Genomic DNA, 17,654 nt, shown 5'->3' with positions numbered 1-17,654 from the left:
AAGCTCCGAACCCATCGACGCCGTCGCCCCGCGCGATCGGGGGCGCTGGATTTCCGTGTCTGCTATGGATCTCCGCCTTGCCGGGGACGACGATCCGGGGCCCAGGCTCGGGCAACTCCAGCGTGGTCGCCGGTGCGCGCCGCAATGCGATAGCTTGCATGGATGAACCTGTTGCCGCTGGCATTGCCGGGGGCGGAGCTTGCGCTGGAAGCGGATTGGCTACCGCCGGCCGACGCCGCTGCGCTGTTCGCGACCCTGCAGACCGCCATTCCCTGGGAAGTGCATCGCATCCGCCTGTTCGGGCGGGAACTGGCTTCGCCGCGGCTGAGCTGCTGGATCGGCGATCCGGGCGCGGCCTATGCCTATTCGGGCGCCGTCTTCCAGCCGCGGCCGTGGCCCGCGGCGCTGCTGCCGCTACGCGCGCGCCTGCGGGAGGAACTGGGCATCGACTTCAACAGCGTGCTGGCGAATCTGTACCGCGATGGCCGCGACAGCATGGGTTGGCACAGCGACGACGAACCGGAACTGGGCGCGCGCCCGGTGATCGCGTCGTTGAGCCTGGGGGCGACGCGCCGCTTCCTGCTCAAGCCGCGCCGCGGAGCAGGCGGCAGGCTTGCGCTGGAGTTGGCGGCCGGCAGCCTGCTGTTGATGCGCGGTGATACCCAGCAGCGCTATCGGCATGCGTTGCCGCGGACGGCGAAGCCGGTCGGGCCGCGCATCAATCTGACGTTCCGCAGCATCCAGCCCCAGGCAAAGCCAGACCGCTCCCGCGGGGCGCGGGCGCCCCATCCGGGGCGCAGCGAGGGACCTGCTGGTTGACGACCCGCGCCGTGGATCCATCGCTGCGCCCGGGACGATCGTCCGGACACGTCCAGGCCTTCAGTGGCGGCCGGCGTGCGCGCCGCTGCCTTCATGCGCATTGCCGCTGTCCAGGGTCCAGCCGGCGATGTCGTGGCCGATCGCCGCCAGCGCCTGGCCGAAGGCCTGCGCCACCAGCGCGGTATCGGTGCCGGCGGCCGGCACCGCCTGCAGGAAGGTGCGGCTGGCGACCACGTCCTGGTCGATGTTGTGCAGCAGCTTGGCGTTGACCTCGATGGTCGCGGCGGGAACCGCGTTGCCGGCGTAGTCGGCTTCGTAGCGGCGCAGGTCCATCTCCAGCTTGTAGTCGGCGGCGATGCCGCTGCCCTGGCGCGCCACGGCGCCGATCCGGCGCGAGTCCTCGAGGGTGCGCAGCACGATGTCCTGCAACTGCTCGCCCGGGGTCCTGGCCCAGGCCGCGCCCTTGTAGACCTGCAACTCGCCCGGCGTGGGGCGCACCACGATGCGCGCGCTGTCGATCATGCGCGCGGCGTCCGGGCGGCTGATCGACAGCTGCCAGGTCGCCTGCGGCCACGCCGGATCGGCCGGTATCCGCGGATCCGGCGCGTAGATCGTCACCGGCTCGCGGCTGCCGCCCAGCAGCGAGCATCCGCCCAGCAGGGTGCCGGCGACCAGCAATGCCGCGGCCATGCGCAGCGGGCCGGTTGCCGATGTGCGATTCGGGATGCGCGGCATGTTCATTCGGGTTCGAACTCCTTGGGTGCATCGCGGCCGAGGATGTAACGCGCCGGGCTGCCCTGGAGGCGGTCGCTGATCCGGCGCAGGTCGCGGACCAGCGCGCGCAGTTCGCCCAGGGTCGGCCCGAGCTGCGACAGGCCGTCGGTCGCGAAGCTGTGGATCGCGGCGCGGTTCTCGTTGAGGATCGCATCGGCGCCGCCGGCGGCCGAGTCCAGCTTGCCCAGGGTGCTGTCGAGCCTCGCGATCAGCCCCGGCAACTTGTCGACCAGTTCGCGATCGATGTCCTCGACCGCCTTGTTGGTGGTCGCCAGTGTCCTGGACAACTGTTCGCTGGATTGCCGCGCGTTGACGATCAGCGCGCGCAGGTCCTCGCGCTGGCCGGCCACCGCGCCGGTCAGGGTTTCGATGTGCGCCAGCGTGTCGTTGATGCGCTTGACGTTTTCCTCGCTCAACACCTCGTCCATGCGCGAAACCAGGCGGTTTGCCGTGTCGGCGATGTTCTGCAGCGCGGAGGCCTCGGTCTGGATCACCGGGATCCGGTCGCGGTCGCCGCGGGCCAGCATCTGCGCGCCCGGGCTGCCGCCGGTGAGCTGGATGAAGGGCACGCCGGTGAGGCCGGTGATCGAGAGCTTGGCGCGGGTGTCGACCTTGACCGGGGTGTCGGCCTTGAGCTTGAGCAGGGCGATCACGCGCCGCGGATCCTTCGGGTCCAGGTCCAGCGTTTCGACCGTGCCGATGGCGATGCCGTTGTACTGCACCGAGCTGCCCTCGGTGAGGCCGGTGACCGGCTCGGTGAACACCACCCGGTATTCCTGCCAGTCGCGGTCGGAGGAGTATTTCGCCGCCCACAGGCCGAACAGCAGCAGGAATGCCGCCGTGGCCAGGGTGAAGGCGCCGATCAGGACGTAGTTGGCCTTGGTTTCCATCGTCAGCTTTCCTCGCGGCCGTCGGGCGGCGCGCCATCGCGCTTGGCATCGCGGGCGGCGCGTCCGCGCGGGCCGTTGAAGTATTCCTGCACCCAGGGATGCTCCAGCCGTTCCAGTTCCGCCACCGGCGCCACCGCCAGGATCCTGCGGTCGGCCAGCACCGCCACCCGGTCGCAGATAGCGTACAGGGTGTCCAGATCGTGGGTGATGAGGAACACGGTCAGGCCCAGCGCCTGCTGCAGCGTGCGGATCAGGCGGTCGAACGCGGCCGCGCCGATCGGATCCAGGCCCGCGGTCGGCTCGTCCAGGAACAGCAGCGGCGGATCCAGCGCCAACGCCCGCGCCAGCCCGGCGCGCTTGCGCATGCCGCCGGACAATTGCGAGGGCAGCTTGTCGAGTGCGTCGGCGGGGAGGCCGGCAAGCTTGACCTTGAGCAGCGCCAGTTCGTAGCGCAGCGAATCGGGCAGTTCCGGGTGGTGTTCCTTCAACGGCACCTGCACGTTCTCGCCGACCGTGAGCGAGGAGAACAGGGCGCCGTCCTGGAACAGCACGCCGGTGTTGCGCTCGATCTGCAGGCGGTCTTCCCGTTGCTCCGAGCGCGCGTCGACGCCGAGCAGGTCGATCTGCCCGGCATCGGGCGTGCGCAGGCCGATGATCGAGCGCATCAGCACCGACTTGCCGGTGCCCGAGCCGCCGACCACGCCGAGGATCTCGCCGGGCCGCACGTCCAGGTCGAGGCCCTCGTGCACGACCTGCGCGCCGAAGCGGTTGGCGAGGCCGCGCACGCGGATGATCGGCGTCGCCTCGTCGCGGTCGTTGTCCGGCATCGCGGCCGCCGTGATCGGTTGCGTCGCCATGCTCACCAGTCCATCTGCATGAACCAGATCGCGGCGATCGCGTCCAGGATGATCACCAGCGAGATCGTCTGCACGACGCTGGAGGTGGTGCGCTCGCCCACCGATTGCGCCGTGCCCTGGACCTGCAGGCCCTCCAGGCAGCCGATCAGGGCGATCACCACCGCGAAGAATGGTGCCTTCGACATGCCCACCAGGAAATGCCGCAGCTGCATCGTGTCCTGCATCCGCGCGAAATAGGCCTGCGGCGGGATCTCCAGGCCATACGCGCCGACCGTCATGCCGCCCAGCAGCCCGGCCAGGTCGGCGATGAACGTCAGCAGCGGCAGTGTCACCACCAACGCCAGCAGCCGCGGGATCACCAGGACATCGACCGGATCGAGCCCCAGGGTGCGCATCGCGTCGACTTCCTCGCGGCTGACCATCGCGCCGATCTGCGCGGTGAACGCGCTGGCGGTGCGGCCGGCGAGCACGATCGAGGTCAGCAGCACGCCGAACTCGCGCAGGAAGGCGACGTTGACCAGTTCGACGACATAAATGGTGGCGCCGAAGTCGGCGAGGATGTTCGCGCCCAGGAACGCGATCACCGCGCCGACCAGGTAGGACAGCAGCGCCACCAGCGGCACCGCGTCCAGGCCGACCTGCTCCATGTGCGCGACGGTCGCGGTCAGCCGGAAGCGGCGTGGCTGCCGGGCCATGCGTAGCACCTTGGACAGGTTCTCGCCGCCGAAACTGACCAGCGCGACGATCTCGCGGCCGTTGTCGGCCATCGCGTAGCCCAGGCGGCCGAGCGCCGCGGCGAAGCCGTATTCGCGCTTCCTCTTCGGGCGCTCGTCGGCGACATCCTCGATCGCGGCGACCAGCGCGTGGTGGTCGCCGCGGAACTTGAAACTGCCGAAATCCAGCCCCTTGCGGCGGGCGAAGCGCAGCAGTTGCAGCACGCCGACCGAATCCAGGCGCCCGACCCCGCTGGCGTCGACGCCGTCGGCGGCCGGCGCGCCGCGCAGCGCGTCGGTGATCGCGGTCGCGTGCTCCAGCGTCCAGTTGCCGCGCAGCCGCAGGCGCGCGCCGGTGCCGGCGCCGGAGGCGTCTTCGACGGCGATGTCCGGCGTGGTGCGGGTGGCGGCGCTCATGCGGATGGCATTCCGGTCCGTGCTGCGGGCGAGGATACAGATTCGTGCCGGCCGGCGCCGTCGCGAGGGCTGCATGGCGATGGCACCGCGTGCGATGCTTCGGCGATGCCGCCAGCGCCGATGCCCACGACCACCGAGCCTTCGCCCGCAGCCAGCGGCGACTACGCCGCGCGGATCGGCTTCGTGGTCGAGCTGGCCGAACACCTGCACGCCTACGGCACCACCGCGCAACGGCTGGAAGGCGCGATCAACGCGGTGGCCTCCGCCCTGCGCCTGGATTGCGAGCCGATGTCCAATCCCACCGGCCTGATCCTCACCTTCAGCGATCCGTTGCGGCCGCTGGGCCTGAGCGACATCACCCGCGTCATCCGCCTGCCGCCGGGCGACACCGACCTGGCCAAGCTGTGCGAAGCCGATCGCATCGCCGAGGAGGTGATGGCCGGGCGCCTGGACATCGCCGCCGGCCACGCCGCGCTGCGCGCGCTGGAACGGCCACCGACCCGGCGCGGCAACCTGGCGATGGTCTTCGGCTTCGGCCTGGCCGCCGCCGCGATCGCGGGGCTGCTGCGGCTGCCGTGGCTGGACATCGCCACCGCCGGTGCCACCGGGGTGCTGATCGGACTGCTGGAACTGGCCACGCGCGGACGCCCGCAGCTGCGCGAGGCCGGGGAAGCGCTGTCGGCGCTGGCGGCCGGCTTCGTCGCGATCGCGGTGGCGACCTTCATCGCGCCGCTCAACCTCAACACCGTGATCATCGCCGCGCTGATCGTGCTGGTGCCCGGCATGAGCCTGACCAATGCCGTCAACGAGCTCACCAGCCAGCACCTGGTCTCGGGCGTGGCCCGATTCGCCGGTGCGCTGGCAACGGTGATGAAGCTCACCGTCGGCACCGCCATCGCCCTGGCCATTGCCCACCTGGCGGGGCTGGAGCCGCAGGTGCGCGCATGGCGACCGCAACCCGATGCGGTGGAGTGGGGCGCGCTGGTGGTGGCGGCGTTCTCGTTCGCCCTGCTGTTCCGCACCGCGCGCCGGGATTATCCGCTGGTGATGCTGGCGGCCATCGGCGGCTACCTGATCTCGCGCCTGGGCGGCCAGGCCTGGGGCAGCCCGGTGGGGATCTTCCTGTCGGCGCTGGCGTCGACCGCGGCCGGCAACGGCTATGCGCGCTGGGTGCGGCGCCCGGGCGCGCTGGTGCGGGTGCCGGGGATCCTGATGCTGGTACCCGGCAGCGCCAGCCTGCGCGGGGTGATGACCCTGGTGCAGCAGCAGGATGCCGCAGTCGGGCAGAGCGCCGCCTTGGGCGTGCTCAACATCCTGCTGGCGCTGATCGCCGGCCTGCTGTTCGGCAACCTGCTGCTGCCGACCCGCCGGAACCTGTAGCACCGGTGGCTGGACGGGTGCGTTGGTTCGCCCGTCGCGCGAAGCTCAGGCGTCCTGCGCGGCCTTGACCACCTGCTTGCCCTGCTTGATCGGCTTGGCCGTGAGCGTTGCGCTGATCAGGAAATCGGCGGGCGACCTGCCGCGTCGCACCTGTTCGGCGAGCCACTTGGGCTGCATGCCGCGGCCGGACCAGGTCTGCGCCGCGTTGTCGGGATTGCGGTACTTGGGCGCGACCTTGCCGAGCTTGCGGCCGGCCTTGGCGGGCTTCGCGCGTGGCGTCGCCGCCACATCCCTGGTGCCGAACAGTTCGGCAATGGTGTAGCCCTCGGCCTTGGCCAGTTGCGTGAGCTTGCCGCGCACGGTCGCGATCGGCTTGCGCTTGCCGAGCGTTGCCTTGCGCTTCTTCGCCTTGGCGATCAGCGCATCGAGTTCGCGGGTGGACAGCTTGCTCAGGTCGATGGACATGGGGACTCCGGTTGCTTTCGTTGGCGTCGATTCTAATGGCACTGCGCTGTATTTCCCGCGAGAACGGGGTTTCCGCCAGCGAAAGGGTCGAATCTCCGAACATGTTCGGTTTTTCGCCAAATCGCGGAGGCTTGCGTTGGAGGTTGTCCGATTACATGCCTTCGTCGCGAGCTGAAGGGCCCCGGCGTGGCCGCCAGCCCTTCGGGGCGACGCCCCCGGCCTGCGGCCTCCTCCTTGATTTCGCCCCGAAGGGCCGGCAGCCACGCCGGGACGTCGGATTGCGGGTCTTAAGAAGAGCGTTGCTCTGCTGTCTCTTGTGAGTCACTCCGCAACTCGCAACGCGGGATGCGGTCGCCTTTGGGTGCGAAATAAAGGAGGAGGCCGCAGGCCGGGGGACATTCGCACCCAAAGGCGTCCGCATCCGGCGCCCGACGGATATCCGCATCCGGCGCTGATGATTGTCGGTACCCCGGAAAGCGTCGCCCAAGGCTGCGAGACACTGCAGCCGGCAGCGATCCGGTTTACTGCGTCAGCCGCGCCAGCAGCGTGGCGCGGTCCAGATTCTCGGACTCGGTGGCGCTGCGCGCGCGGTATTCGAAGGTGCCGGCTTCCAGCCCGCGGCCGGAGACCACCACCCGGTGCGGAATGCCGATCAGCTCGATGTCGGCGAACATGGCGCCGGGGCGCAGGCCGCGGTCGTCGAGCACGGCCTCGATGCCGGCCGCGCCGAGTTCGCGGTACAGCGTGTCGGCCGCCTCTTCGACCGCCGCGTCGCCCTTCGGGTTGATCACGCACACCGCGACCTGCCACGGCGCCATTGCCTGCGGCCAGACGATGCCGTTGGCGTCATGGTTCTGCTCGATCGCGGCGGCGACGATCCGTGACACGCCGATGCCGTAGCAGCCCATCAGCGGATGCGTGGCCTTGCCGCCGGCGTCGAGCACGGTGCAGCCCATCGCCCTGGAATAGCGGTCGCCGAGCGCGAACACGTGGCCGACTTCGATGCCGCGCGCCAGGGCCAGCGTGCCCTTGCCGTCGGGCGACGGATCGCCGGCGACGACGTTGCGGATGTCGGCGACGAGCGCCGGCTCCGGCAGGTCGCGCCCCCAGTTGACGCCGGCCAGGTGGAAGCCCGGTGCGTTGGCGCCGACCACGAAATCGGCCATCGCCGCGACGCTGCGATCGGCGATGACGGTGATCGCCTGCTTCGGGGCGACCGGGCCGAGGAAGCCCGGCTCGCTGCCCAGGTGCGCGCGGATTTCGTCCTCGGTGGCGAGCCGGTATCCGGCCAGCCCCTGCAGCTTCGCCAGCTTGATCTCGTTGACCACGTGGTCGCCGCGCACCAGCGCCAGCACGAAGCCGGTGCCCTCGTCGCCCATCAGCGCCACCGACTTCACCGTGCGCGCAAGCGGGATCCCGAGCAGGGCGGCCACGTCCTCGCAGGTCTTCTGCACCGGCGTCTCGACCTTGCGCATCGCTTCGGCAGCGGCGGGGCGCTGGCCCGGTGCCAGCGCTTCGGCCAGTTCGACGTTGGCGGCGTAGTCGGAACCGTCGGACCAGGCGATGGAGTCCTCGCCCGAGTCGGCCAGCACGTGAAACTCGTGCGAGGCGCTGCCGCCGATCGCGCCGGTATCGGCGAACACCGCGCGGAACTTCAATCCGAGGCGGGTGAAGATGCGGCCGTAGGCGTCGTACATGTTGCGGTATTCGGCGGCGAGCGAATCGTCGTCGAGGTGGAAGGAGTACGCGTCCTTCATCAGGAACTCGCGCGCGCGCATCACCCCGAAGCGCGGCCGGATCTCGTCGCGGAACTTGGTCTGGATGTTGTAGAAGTTGACCGGCAGCTGCTTGTAGCTGGCCAGTTCGTTGCGCGCGAAGTCGGTGATCACTTCCTCGGCGGTGGGGCCGTAGCAGTAGCCGGCTTCCTTGCGGTCCCGGATCTTCAGCAGCTGGCCGCCGAACTTCTCCCAGCGCCCGGTTTCCTCCCACAGCTCCTGCGGCTGGATGGTGGGCATCAGCAGTTCGATCGCGCCGCTGCGGTCCATCTCCTCGCGCACCACCGCCTCGACCTTGCGCAGCACCCGCAAGCCCAGCGGCGACCAGGTGTAGAGCCCGGCGGCGAGCTTGCGCAGCATGCCGGCCTTGAGCATCAGCTGGTGGCTGGCGATCTCGGCGTCGGCGGGGGTTTCCTTGACGGTTCGAAGGTGGAACTGCGACAGGCGCATCGGGGAGGGCTCGGGGGAGGCGGCGGGAAGATCGCCATTCTGCCATGCGCGTGCACGGCGGCTGGCCGGGCGGCAGGCACCAAAACCCAAATGCCGCGGTGCCGTGCAATGCGCGGGAGCCGCGTCCATGGGACCGAAGCGGATTCCATGCCGCAACGGGACGACGCCGTCGCTTCGAGGCTGGCCCGCGCGCTCGGCCCCGCTTCAGTCGGGGTTGCCGTGGACCTCGATGCCCGCACGGGGTTGCTGGTCGATGCGCTCGTACTTGCGGCCCGCATCCTTGCCGCTCGGCGGCTGCGCGGTGACCTGCAGCATGCCGTCGGCGTCGCGCCAGCGATAGAGCACCGGGCGCGCATCCTCGGCATTGGCGGCGGCAGCCTGTTCTGCGCGCTGGCGCCTGGCCTGCGCCTGCTCCGGGCTGTCGCGCGATACCCACCAGGACAGCCCGATGCCGAGCACGAGCCCCGCGAAGATGGCCCAGCGCCACCGCACCGCCCGCTATCTCCCGTCCGCTGCGGCTTCGGCGTTCGCCGATGCATGCGTGCCCGGGCATTTCACGTTGAGCGTTGCCTGGGCCAGTTGCAACTGGTTGGTGCGATCGTCGTCCGACAGGGTCTTGTCCGGCTTGCCATCGCCATCGCTGTCGACCTGCAAGGCCGCGTCGCCCTTGAGCAGGTTGATGTTCTTGCGTGCGGTTTCGCAGGCCTTGTCCTCGGCCGGCTTGGCCGCGGCAGTGGCGGTTTCCGGCGCGCCATGGGTATTGATGCTGCGTTGCTTGAAAGTCCCGCTGGCAGGCGGCGTGCTGCTGTACTGGGTCACGCCGTTGGCGTCCTTCCATTGGTACACGGACTGGGCGGAAAGCGGCATCGCGGCGCTCGCCAGCATGGCTGCGGCCAGCAGCAGGCGGGAAGGGGACATGGCAGACTCCGGGGGAAGCGGGTGGTGCGATTCCAGCACCCCCGGGCGGGCACCGCAAGCCGCTAAACTGGCGCCCATGGAAGATCCCATCGCCAGTGGCAGCCCGCCGCGCCCCCGCGGCCGCGGCATCTACCTGCTGCCCAACCTGTTCACCACCGGCGGCCTGTTCGGCGGCTTCTTCGCCATCATCGCCGCCTCGCAGGGGCGGTTCGAGGCCGCGTGCGTGGCGATCTTCATCGCCGCGATCCTCGACGGCGTCGACGGCCGTGTCGCGCGCCTGACCAACACCCAGAGCGAATTCGGGGTGCAGTACGACTCGCTCGCCGACCTGATCAGCTTCGGCATGGCGCCGGCGCTGGTGATGTACTACTGGGCCTTGTCCTCGTTCAAGCTCGACGGCCTCACCGCAGGCAAGATCGGCTGGCTGGCGGCGTTTCTGTATGCCGCCTGCGCGGCGCTGCGGCTGGCGCGCTTCAACGCCCAGGTGGCGCAGGTCGACAAACGCTGGTTCATCGGCCTGGCCAGCCCGGCGGCGGCGGGACTGATGGCGAGCTTCGTCTGGACCTGCCACGACCTGCGGCTCAGTGGCAGCGACCTGCGCTACGTCGCGCTCGCCGTCACCGTGGTCGCGGCGCTGCTGATGGTCAGCCGCATCCGCTATACCAGCTTCAAGGGCAGCGGCAGCGGGCCGAAGGCCGAGCGGGTGCCGTTCTTCGCGATCGTGATCGCGCTAGTGGTGCTGATCGCGCTGGTGCTCGACCCGCCGCGGGTGCTGCTGGCCGCCGGCGTGCTGTACGCGTTGTCCGGGCCGGTGCTGTGGCTGCGGCGGCGGACCTCCAAGGCGGGGTGACGGCGATGTGGGATGCATTCCAGCGCGAGATGCTCGAGGCCATGGGCCACACGCCGTTCGTCGCCCAGGATCCGGCGCTGCCCGACGATCCGTTGCTGGACGCGTTGTTGCGCGCCGCGGGCCGCGATCGCGCCGCCGCCGATGCCGTGCAGCTGGCGCGCGCATGGCCCAAGCCTGCTGCGCTGCGCGGCGATGCCGGCGCCAAGCGCGCACTGTGGCCACGGTTGCGGCGCCTGCGCCGCGCGGCGCCATGAGCCCGCTGCCATGAGCGCGGCACCGTGAGCGCGCTCGCGGCCGGCACGATCCCCGCGCTGGCGACGCTGCGACCGATGCGCGAGGACGACCTCGACGCGGTGCTGGCGATCGAGCAGCGCGCCTATCCGTTCCCGTGGACCCGCGGCATCTTCCGCGACTGCCTGCGCGCCGATTACCCGGCCTGGGTGCTGCAGCGCGACGGCGAACTGATCGGCTACGCCGTGCTCAGCATCGCCGCCGACGAAGCGCACGTGCTCAACGTCTGCGCCGCCCCGGAAGTGCAGGGCGAGGGCCACGGGCGGCGGCTGCTGCGCGCGCTGTTGCAGGTCGCGCGCGGGCGCGGCGCGCAACGCCTGTTCCTGGAAGTGCGGCCGTCGAACGCGGCCGCGATCGCGCTGTATCACGCCGAAGGCTTCAACGAGATCGGTCGCCGCCCGCGCTATTACCCGGCGATCGGCGGTCGCGAGGACGCGATCGTGATGGCGATGGAACTTCTCGACGAGGACGCGCCCTGACGCGCTGGCGCTAGTGCGCCTGCCAGTCCGGATCGCGCCAGGCCACGGCGCCTGCAACCACGGTCAACAGGCTGGTCGTGGCGGGCAGCGCCTCGGCCGGCAGCGACGGGTCGAGCACGTCCTGCGACAGCACCGCCAGGTCGGCGGCGTAACCGGTCGCGAGCCTGCCCTTGCGGTGTTCCTCGAATTCGGCGAACGCACTGCCCGCGGTATAGGCGCGCAGTACCTGTTCGCGGTCCAGCGCCTGGTCGGGCCGCGAGGCCGGCCTGATCGCGAACAGCATGTTCAGCCACGGGCTGGGCGGGCCATCGCTGCCCAGCGCCAGCGGGATGCCGGCGGCCGCGACCGCGGACAACGGTTGCAGCCCGTGCGCCTGCATGTACGCGCTTTCGGCCGCCGGCAGCATGAAATGCGAAGGGTTCTGCACCAGCACGATGCCGAATTCGCGCGCGCGCTGCAGCAGGTCGGGAGCCAGGCCTTCGCCATGCTCGATCCGCGGGCGCAGCGCCTGCCACGCCGCGGGCGCGGCCACCGCCTGCATGGCCTCCAGCACGGCGACGAGCGTGGCGTCGCCGGAGACATGCAACAACGGCTGGTCGCGGCGGGCGAACGCCTCGCCGAGCAACGCCGCGATTTCCGCCTGGCTGAAGTTCAGCCGGCCGTGGCCGCCGTCCGCATACGCGTGGCGCATCGCCGCGCCCTGTTCCATCGGGGTGCCGTCGAGGATCCACTTGGTGCCCGAAACGGTGATTGCCGGGTATGCGGCGTCGGCGCGCGCGGCGTCGGCGCGCGCGGCGTCGGCGCGCGGGACATCGGCGGCCGCGAGTGGTTGCCCGGGCGCAGTCGCCAGCGGCGTGTGGATCACGCGTACCCGCAATGGCGTGCCACTGTCGCGCCAAGCGGCGATGAAGTCCGGCACCGGGGTGCCGATCGCCATGTTCTGGATGCTAGTGACGCCGAGCTTGAGCAACGTGGCCGTGTCCTCGGCGATCACCTGGCGCAGGCGTCGCGGGCGCGGCGGCAGTTGCGTGCGCGGCGACCACTGCGCGTATTCGTAAACGCGGCCGTCGGCATCGCCGCTGGCATCGCGGCCCAGCCAGCCGCCCGCCGGCACCCGCTGCAGCGAGAGGCCGAGGGCCTGCAGCGCGGCGCTGTTGACCAGCATGCCGTGGCCGGTCCAGCCGGTCAGCAGCACCGGGCGATTCGGCTGCAACGCGTCGAGCTGGCGCCGGCGCATCGCCGGGTCCGCGAGCACGTCCATGCCGATGTCGGCGGTGATCCAGCGTTCGCCATCCTGCGGCTGCGCGGCCAGCGCCGCCCGGACCGCCGCGCTGCCGCCGGCGCGGTCCACCTTCAGGTCGATCGACGGCAGGCCCAGGGTGACGTGGGTATGCGCGTCGTTGATGCCGGGGACCACGCGCCGGCCTTGGAGGTCGATGCGCTGGCTGTCGGCCGACGCCAGCGCGAGGACCTGCGCGTCGCTGCCGACCGCGACGATGCGGCCGTCCGCGATCGCGATGGCGCTGGCCGCCGGCTGCGCGGGATCACCGGTCCAGACCTTGCCGTTGTGCAGGACCAGGTCGGCGGCTGCCGCCTGCGCGGAGGCGAACAGCAGGATCGAAGCGAACAACCGGCGCATGGCGCGACTCCCGTGGGCATCACGGGAGGCTTACGCACTCGCGCCCCGGGAACGGTCAGCCCAGGCGCGCGCGCTGCGCCCGCAGCGCATCCAGCTTGCCGCTCCAGTCGGCCAGGCGGGCGTGCTCCTGCTCGACCACCGCGGCCGGCACGTTGGCGCCGAACTTCGCCAGCTTGGCCGCGCTCTTGTCCTGCTCGGCCGCGACCCGCGCGATTTCCCGGTCCAGGCGCACGCGCTCGGCGTCGAGGTCCACCAGGCCCTCCAGCGGCACGAACAACTGCAGCTCACCGACCACCGCCGGCGCGGCCGCCGGCGGTTCTCCGGCAAGCGCCTCGATTCGCTCGAGCCGGCACAGGAAGCGCAACTGCGCATCGAAGCGCGCCGCCCGCGCGGCATCGTCGGCGCTGCCGCCGCGCAGCAGCAGCGTCACCTGTTTCGCCGGGGACACGCCGAGCTCGCTGCGGATCCGGCGCACGGCCGAGACCAGCGCCTTCAGCCATTCGATGTCGGCATCAGCCCGCGCGTAGCCGGCGGCAGCCGATTGGCCGGGCTGCGGATAGGGCTGCAGCATGATGCTGCCGGACTTGCCGAGCTTCGGCGCGACCGCCTGCCACAGTTCCTCGGTGACGAACGGGATCAGCGGATGCAGCAGCCGCAGCAGCGATTCCAGCACGTGCAGCAGGGTATGGCGGGTCGACTCGGCCGCGGCCGGGTCGTCGCCGTTGAGCGCGGGCTTGGCCAGCTCCAGGAACCAGTCGCAGACCTGGTTCCAGGTGAATTCGTACAGCACCTGCGCCAGCAGGTCGAAGCGATAGCTGGCGAAGTGCGCGGCGGCCTCGGCGCTGGCGCGGTCCAGCTGCGCGAGGATCCACTTCTCGGCATCGGTGACGGGCGCGGGCACGCCCTCGAAGGAGGCGTCGCCGACGTTCATCAGCGCGAAACGGGTGGCGTTCCACAGCTTGTTGCAGAAGTTCTTGTAGCCCTCGGCGCGGGCGAGGTCGAACTTGATGTCGCGCCCGGGGCCGGCCAGCGCGGCCATGGTGAAGCGCAGCGCGTCGGCGCCGAACGCGGGGATGCCGTTCGGGAATTCCTTGCGCGTGGCCTTCTCGATCCGGGGCGCATCGGTCGGCTTCATCAGCCCGGTGGTGCGCTTGGCGACCAGCGCGTCGGCGCTGATGCCGTCGATCAGGTCCAGCGGATCGAGCACGTTGCCCTTGGACTTGGACATCTTCTGCCCGTGCGAGTCGCGCACCAGCCCGGTGATGTACACGTCCTTGAACGGCACCTGCCCGGTGAAGTGGTCGGTCGCCATGATCATGCGCGCGACCCAGAAGAAGATGATGTCGAAGCCCGTCACCAGGACCGATGACGGCACGAAGCGGTCGAAGCCGCGTTCGGCCATCAACGCCTTGTCCGGCCAGCCCATGGTGCTGAAGGGAAAGAGTTGTGCGCTGAACCAGGTCTCGAGCACGTCGGCGTCCTGCGACAGCGCGACGTCGGCGCCGAGTGCATGCTTCACGCGCACTTCGGCCTCGTCGCGGCCGACGTAGATGTTGCCCGCTGCGTCGTACCACGCCGGGATCCGGTGGCCCCACCACAGCTGGCGGCTGATGCACCAGTCCTGGATGTTCTCCATCCAGTGGCGGTAGGTGTTGATCCAGTTGGCGGGGACGAACTTCACGTCGCCGCGCTCCACCAGTTCCATGCCGCGCTGCGCCAGCCCGTCCATCTTCACGAACCACTGGTCGGTCAGGTAGGGCTCGATCGCCTGGCCGGTGCGGTCGCCGCGCGGCACCTGCAGCTTGTGCGGCCTGGTTTCCACCAGCAGCCCGGCGGCTTCGAGGTCGGCGAGCACCGCCTTGCGCGCGGCGTAGCGTTCCAGCCCGCGGTACTTCGCGGGCGCGGTGTCGTTGATCGCCGCTTCGGGGGTGAAGATGTTGATCAGCGGCAGGCCGTGGCGCTGGCCCACGGCGTAGTCGTTGAAGTCATGCGCCGGGGTCACCTTGACCACGCCGGTGCCGAATTCGCGGTCGACATAGGCGTCGGCGATCACCGGGATCTCGCGACCGGTCAACGGCAGGGTCACGGTCTTGCCGACCAGCGCCGCGTAACGCCCGTCGTCGGGATGCACCATGACCGCGCTGTCGCCAAGCATGGTTTCCGGGCGCGTGGTCGCGACCACCAGCGAGCCGCTGCCGTCGCTGAGCGGATACGAGATCGACCACAGGAAGCCGTCTTCCTCCTGGTTGAGCACTTCCAGGTCGGAGATCGCGGTCTTCAGCACCGGATCCCAGTTGACCAGGCGCTGGCCCCGATAGATGAGGCCTTCCTCGTGCAGGCGCACGAAGGCCTCGATCACGGCGTTGGCCGCCATCGGATCCATGGTGAACACGCTGCGCGACCAGTCACCCGAGGTGCCCAGCCGGCGCATCTGCCGTTCGATGGTGTCGCCCGAATGCTGCTTCCAGTCCCAGACCCGCGCGATGAAGCCGTCGCGCCCGAGCGAATCGCGGGTTTCGCCCTTGCCTTCCAGCGCCAGGTTGCGCGCGACCACCATCTCGGTGGCGATGCCGGCATGGTCGGTGCCCAGCTGCCACAGCGTGTCGTAGCCGCGCATGCGGTGGTAGCGCACCAGCGCGTCCATCAGCGTGTGCTGGAAGGCGTGGCCCATGTGCAGGGTGCCGGTGACGTTGGGCGGCGGCAGCAGGATCGAATAGGGTTCGCCCTTGCCGCTGGGCGCGAACACGCCGCTGGCCTCCCACTGCGCGTAGAGGCGCGATTCGAAGCTGGTCGGGTCGTAGCCGGTGGCGAGGGTGCTGGTCATTGCGTTGTTCTGGGCTCGGTCGAGGGCATTACATGTCGTGCTTGCTGACCTGGAGGCCGCGCGCCTTGTATTGCGTCCAGCGCGCGCGCAGCGGGCCGCGCGCGGCATCGTCGGCGGGCACCACTTCCAGCACGCGCTCGAAATCGCCTTCGACCGCGGCGTCGCGCAGGTTGATCAGCAGCGGCCGCAGCGGCACGTCCATCTCCGGCGGCACGATCAGCACCGGGGCGAGCTCGTCCTCCTCGTCGCCGGCGATCTGGTGCGGCACGTAGGCATCGTCGTCGAAGGCCCACAGCAGGTCGTCCAGCGCCTCGGCCTGCGCGCGGTCGCGCGCCAGCACCAGGGTGGGCTGGCCGCTGTCGTGCGCCTTGCGCGCCAGTTCGCACACCAGGCGCAGCGGTTCCTCGCGGAAGCGCGGCTTGGCGATCAGGTAGAAGTCAGCCCGCACGGTCCAGCAGCCACTGCGACAGCATCCCGACCGGCCGCCCGGTGGCCATGCCCATCTTGCCGTCGCCATTGGCCACCCCGGCGATGTCCAGGTGCGCCCAGCGCTGGCCCTCGGTGAAGCGCGCCAGGAAGCAGCCGGCGGTGATCGCGCCGGCCCAGCGACCGCCGATGTTGTAGACGTCGGCGAACTGCGAATCGAGCATGCCCTGGTATTCGTCCCACAGCGGCAGGCGCCAGGCGCGGTCGAAGGTGGCCTCGCCGGCGGCAAGCAGTTCCGCCGCCAGGTCGTCGTGCTTGCCCATCAGGCCGGTGGCGTACTTGCCCAGCGCCACCACGCAGGCGCCGGTGAGCGTGGCCACGTCGAGCAGCGCGACCGGTTCGAAGCGCTGCGCGTAGGTCAGCGCGTCGCACAGGATCAGGCGGCCCTCGGCGTCGGTGTTGCCGACCTCGATGGTCTTGCCGGACATGCTGGTCAGCACGTCGGAGGGGCGGTAACTGTTGCCGTCGGGCATGTTCTCCACTGCCGCCGCGATGCACACCAGGTTGACCGGCAGCTGCATGCCGACCGCGGCGACGAAGGTGCCCAGCACCGTGGCCGCGCCGCACATGTCGTACTTCATCTCCTCGATCCCGCCCTGGGTCTTGAGGTTGATGCCGCCGGTGTCGAAGGTGATGCCCTTGCCGACCAGCACGTAGGGCTTGGCGTCGTTGCCGGCGCCGTCGTACTTCATCACCACCAGCTGCGGCTCGTTGGCCGAGCCCTGGGCGACGGCGAGCAGCGAGCCCATCCCCAGCGCCTGCATCTGCGCCCGGTCGAGCACCTCGCACGAGACCTTGCCGCCGACGCGCGAGGCGAACTCGCGGCCCTGCTGCGCGACGTACGCGGGATTGCAGACGTTCGGCGGCAGGTTGCCGAGTTCGCGCGCGAAGGCGACGCCGGCGGCGATCGCCTGGCCCTGCGCCAGCGCGTTCGCGTTGCTGCCGCCGGTGCCGGTCGAGTGGATCGCGAGCGCCTTCAGCCCGGTCTCGTCGCGCTTCTTGTTCTTGGCGCCGAGGGTAGCGGTGTAGCGGTAGCAGGCGTGGTCGGCGGCGATCGCGGCCTGGCGGATGTTCCAGGCGGCGTCGCGGCCGGCGACCGTGGTTTCCGACAGCGTGAACAGGGCCGAGGCCACCGGCCCGGTCTTGAGCGCGCGCGCGGCGTCGCCCACCGCCTTGAGGTATTGCGGCACGCCGTACTTGCCCGGCTCGCCGAGCCCGACCACCAGCACCCGCGGCGCGGTGACGCCTGGCAGGTCATGCAACAGCGCGGTCTTGCCGGTCTTGCCGCTGAGGTCGCCGCGCGCCAGCAAGGCCTTGAGGCGGCCGCCGCTGGCGGCGTCGAGCGCCTGCCCAGCCGGCGTGAGGGTGGCGTCGGCATAGGCGCCTACCACGACGCAGTCGCTGGCAACGGTGGCGGGGGCGTCGTGGTTCAGGCTGAATTCGAGGGTCATGCAACAGATTCCGGCAGTGAGGCGAATGGTTTTCCGTACAATCGTCCGCCGGTCGCGCCCGCATGGGCATGGCGGCAAGCGCCAGGCAGGGCGCGCGACCGGGCCATCGTGGTGCAGTCATGGCCGCGGAACGAACCCGGAAGTCTAAAGCAACCCCCGCCGATGCCGAAGCCGGA

17 protein-coding genes are annotated in these 17,654 nt (G+C 70.4%); 5 read left to right on the top strand and 12 right to left on the bottom strand.

Going from position 1 to position 17,654, the window contains the following annotated elements:
• Positions 1-162: 162 nt before the first annotated feature.
• The gene (locus MQC88_RS12045; RefSeq protein WP_425491630.1) at positions 163-819 is read left to right on the top strand and encodes an alpha-ketoglutarate-dependent dioxygenase AlkB family protein; all 657 of its coding nucleotides are present in this window, start codon (positions 163-165) and stop codon (positions 817-819) included.
• Positions 820-879: 60 nt separating this feature from the next.
• Here MQC88_RS12045 and MQC88_RS12040 read toward each other — a convergent pair whose 3' ends face one another.
• Genes MQC88_RS12040 through MQC88_RS12025 form a run of 4 tightly spaced genes read right to left on the bottom strand, consistent with a single transcriptional unit; the run spans position 880 to position 4,470 of the window.
• On the bottom strand, positions 880-1,554 hold the full coding sequence (locus MQC88_RS12040) for an ABC-type transport auxiliary lipoprotein family protein (protein WP_425491634.1): 675 nt from the start codon (positions 1,552-1,554) through the stop codon (positions 880-882).
• A gap of 2 nt (positions 1,555-1,556) precedes the next feature.
• Entirely contained in the window at positions 1,557-2,483 is a 927-nt protein-coding gene (locus MQC88_RS12035; protein WP_243322409.1) for an MlaD family protein, read from the bottom strand.
• Between the two features lie 2 nt (positions 2,484-2,485).
• A complete protein-coding gene (locus tag MQC88_RS12030) occupies positions 2,486-3,310 on the bottom strand; it encodes an ABC transporter ATP-binding protein (RefSeq protein ID WP_243322736.1) in 825 nt (274 codons plus the stop codon).
• A 32-nt stretch (positions 3,311-3,342) separates the two neighbouring features.
• Positions 3,343-4,470, bottom strand: a complete 1,128-nt coding sequence (locus MQC88_RS12025; RefSeq protein ID WP_243322406.1) for an ABC transporter permease — start codon at positions 4,468-4,470, stop codon at positions 3,343-3,345.
• Between the two features lie 120 nt (positions 4,471-4,590).
• On the opposite strand from MQC88_RS12025, the gene MQC88_RS12020 reads away from it, so the two are divergent.
• Positions 4,591-5,850 carry a threonine/serine exporter family protein gene (locus MQC88_RS12020; protein ID WP_243322405.1) on the top strand — a complete coding sequence of 420 codons (1,260 nt, stop codon included), beginning with the start codon at positions 4,591-4,593 and terminating at the stop codon, positions 5,848-5,850.
• Between the two features lie 45 nt (positions 5,851-5,895).
• Here MQC88_RS12020 and MQC88_RS12015 read toward each other — a convergent pair whose 3' ends face one another.
• The 4 genes from MQC88_RS12015 to MQC88_RS12000 all read right to left on the bottom strand — a co-directional run bounded on the left by MQC88_RS12015 (position 5,896) and on the right by MQC88_RS12000 (position 9,458).
• Positions 5,896-6,315, bottom strand: coding sequence for an H-NS histone family protein (locus MQC88_RS12015; protein WP_243322403.1), 420 nt, complete (start codon positions 6,313-6,315; stop codon positions 5,896-5,898).
• A 521-nt stretch (positions 6,316-6,836) separates the two neighbouring features.
• Positions 6,837-8,540: a proline--tRNA ligase gene (locus MQC88_RS12010; protein ID WP_243322401.1), complete on the bottom strand. Its 1,704-nt coding sequence runs from the start codon at positions 8,538-8,540 to the stop codon at positions 6,837-6,839.
• 204 nt (positions 8,541-8,744) lie between these two features.
• On the bottom strand, positions 8,745-9,032 hold the full coding sequence (locus MQC88_RS13000; protein WP_243322399.1) for a DUF4124 domain-containing protein: 288 nt from the start codon (positions 9,030-9,032) through the stop codon (positions 8,745-8,747).
• Positions 9,033-9,038: 6 nt separating this feature from the next.
• Entirely contained in the window at positions 9,039-9,458 is a 420-nt protein-coding gene (locus MQC88_RS12000; protein WP_243322397.1) for a DUF4124 domain-containing protein, read from the bottom strand.
• A gap of 76 nt (positions 9,459-9,534) precedes the next feature.
• Here MQC88_RS12000 and pssA point away from each other — a divergent pair, with 76 nt between their 5' ends.
• The 3 genes from pssA to rimI all read left to right on the top strand — a co-directional run bounded on the left by pssA (position 9,535) and on the right by rimI (position 11,078).
• Entirely contained in the window at positions 9,535-10,308 is a 774-nt protein-coding gene (gene pssA / locus MQC88_RS11995) for a CDP-diacylglycerol--serine O-phosphatidyltransferase (RefSeq protein WP_243322395.1), read from the top strand.
• Between the two features lie 5 nt (positions 10,309-10,313).
• Complete coding sequence (locus MQC88_RS11990) at positions 10,314-10,562, top strand: hypothetical protein (protein ID WP_243322394.1); 249 nt, start codon at positions 10,314-10,316, stop codon at positions 10,560-10,562.
• A gap of 75 nt (positions 10,563-10,637) precedes the next feature.
• On the top strand, positions 10,638-11,078 hold the full coding sequence (gene rimI / locus MQC88_RS11985; RefSeq protein ID WP_243322734.1) for a ribosomal protein S18-alanine N-acetyltransferase: 441 nt from the start codon (positions 10,638-10,640) through the stop codon (positions 11,076-11,078).
• 10 nt (positions 11,079-11,088) lie between these two features.
• Here the strand turns inward: rimI and MQC88_RS11980 are convergent, their stop codons facing one another.
• The 4 genes from MQC88_RS11980 to MQC88_RS11965 are packed head-to-tail and all read right to left on the bottom strand — an operon-like array spanning position 11,089 to position 17,478.
• Positions 11,089-12,717, bottom strand: a complete 1,629-nt coding sequence (locus MQC88_RS11980; RefSeq protein WP_243322391.1) for an amidohydrolase — start codon at positions 12,715-12,717, stop codon at positions 11,089-11,091.
• Between the two features lie 55 nt (positions 12,718-12,772).
• Positions 12,773-15,541, bottom strand: coding sequence for a valine--tRNA ligase (locus MQC88_RS11975; protein ID WP_243322389.1), 2,769 nt, complete (start codon positions 15,539-15,541; stop codon positions 12,773-12,775).
• Positions 15,542-15,569: 28 nt separating this feature from the next.
• Complete coding sequence (locus tag MQC88_RS11970) at positions 15,570-15,989, bottom strand: DNA polymerase III subunit chi (RefSeq protein WP_243322388.1); 420 nt, start codon at positions 15,987-15,989, stop codon at positions 15,570-15,572.
• The gene (locus MQC88_RS11965) at positions 15,979-17,478 is read right to left on the bottom strand and encodes a leucyl aminopeptidase (RefSeq protein ID WP_243322386.1); all 1,500 of its coding nucleotides are present in this window, start codon (positions 17,476-17,478) and stop codon (positions 15,979-15,981) included. The genes MQC88_RS11970 and MQC88_RS11965 overlap by 11 nt, the downstream gene beginning before the upstream one ends.
• Positions 17,479-17,654 lie beyond the last annotated feature (176 nt).

Origin of the sequence: Cognatiluteimonas sedimenti (assembly GCF_022808325.1) — a bacterium.
Classification (GTDB): domain Bacteria; phylum Pseudomonadota; class Gammaproteobacteria; order Xanthomonadales; family Xanthomonadaceae; genus Cognatiluteimonas; species Cognatiluteimonas sedimenti.
Note: the sequence above shows the minus strand (reverse complement) of the source record. Positions and strands in the feature narration are given on the sequence as shown.

Excerpts from the sequence above, each read along its gene's own strand:
- MQC88_RS11990 (WP_243322394.1), top strand. The coding sequence starts at position 10,314 with ATGTGGGATGCATTCCAGCGCGAGATGCTCGAGGCCATGGGCCACACG.
- MQC88_RS12040 (WP_425491634.1), bottom strand. The coding sequence starts at position 1,554 with ATGCCGCGCATCCCGAATCGCACATCGGCAACCGGCCCGCTGCGCATG.
- pssA (WP_243322395.1), top strand. The coding sequence starts at position 9,535 with ATGGAAGATCCCATCGCCAGTGGCAGCCCGCCGCGCCCCCGCGGCCGC.
- MQC88_RS11975 (WP_243322389.1), bottom strand. The coding sequence starts at position 15,541 with ATGACCAGCACCCTCGCCACCGGCTACGACCCGACCAGCTTCGAATCG.
- MQC88_RS12015 (WP_243322403.1), bottom strand. The coding sequence starts at position 6,315 with ATGTCCATCGACCTGAGCAAGCTGTCCACCCGCGAACTCGATGCGCTG.
- MQC88_RS12000 (WP_243322397.1), bottom strand. The coding sequence starts at position 9,458 with ATGTCCCCTTCCCGCCTGCTGCTGGCCGCAGCCATGCTGGCGAGCGCC.
- MQC88_RS12030 (WP_243322736.1), bottom strand. The coding sequence starts at position 3,310 with ATGCCGGACAACGACCGCGACGAGGCGACGCCGATCATCCGCGTGCGC.
- MQC88_RS12035 (WP_243322409.1), bottom strand. The coding sequence starts at position 2,483 with ATGGAAACCAAGGCCAACTACGTCCTGATCGGCGCCTTCACCCTGGCC.
- MQC88_RS11965 (WP_243322386.1), bottom strand. The coding sequence starts at position 17,478 with ATGACCCTCGAATTCAGCCTGAACCACGACGCCCCCGCCACCGTTGCC.
- MQC88_RS11980 (WP_243322391.1), bottom strand. The coding sequence starts at position 12,717 with ATGCGCCGGTTGTTCGCTTCGATCCTGCTGTTCGCCTCCGCGCAGGCG.
- MQC88_RS12025 (WP_243322406.1), bottom strand. The coding sequence starts at position 4,470 with ATGAGCGCCGCCACCCGCACCACGCCGGACATCGCCGTCGAAGACGCC.
- MQC88_RS12020 (WP_243322405.1), top strand. The coding sequence starts at position 4,591 with ATGCCCACGACCACCGAGCCTTCGCCCGCAGCCAGCGGCGACTACGCC.
- rimI (WP_243322734.1), top strand. The coding sequence starts at position 10,638 with ATGCGCGAGGACGACCTCGACGCGGTGCTGGCGATCGAGCAGCGCGCC.
- MQC88_RS12010 (WP_243322401.1), bottom strand. The coding sequence starts at position 8,540 with ATGCGCCTGTCGCAGTTCCACCTTCGAACCGTCAAGGAAACCCCCGCC.
- MQC88_RS12045 (WP_425491630.1), top strand. The coding sequence starts at position 163 with ATGAACCTGTTGCCGCTGGCATTGCCGGGGGCGGAGCTTGCGCTGGAA.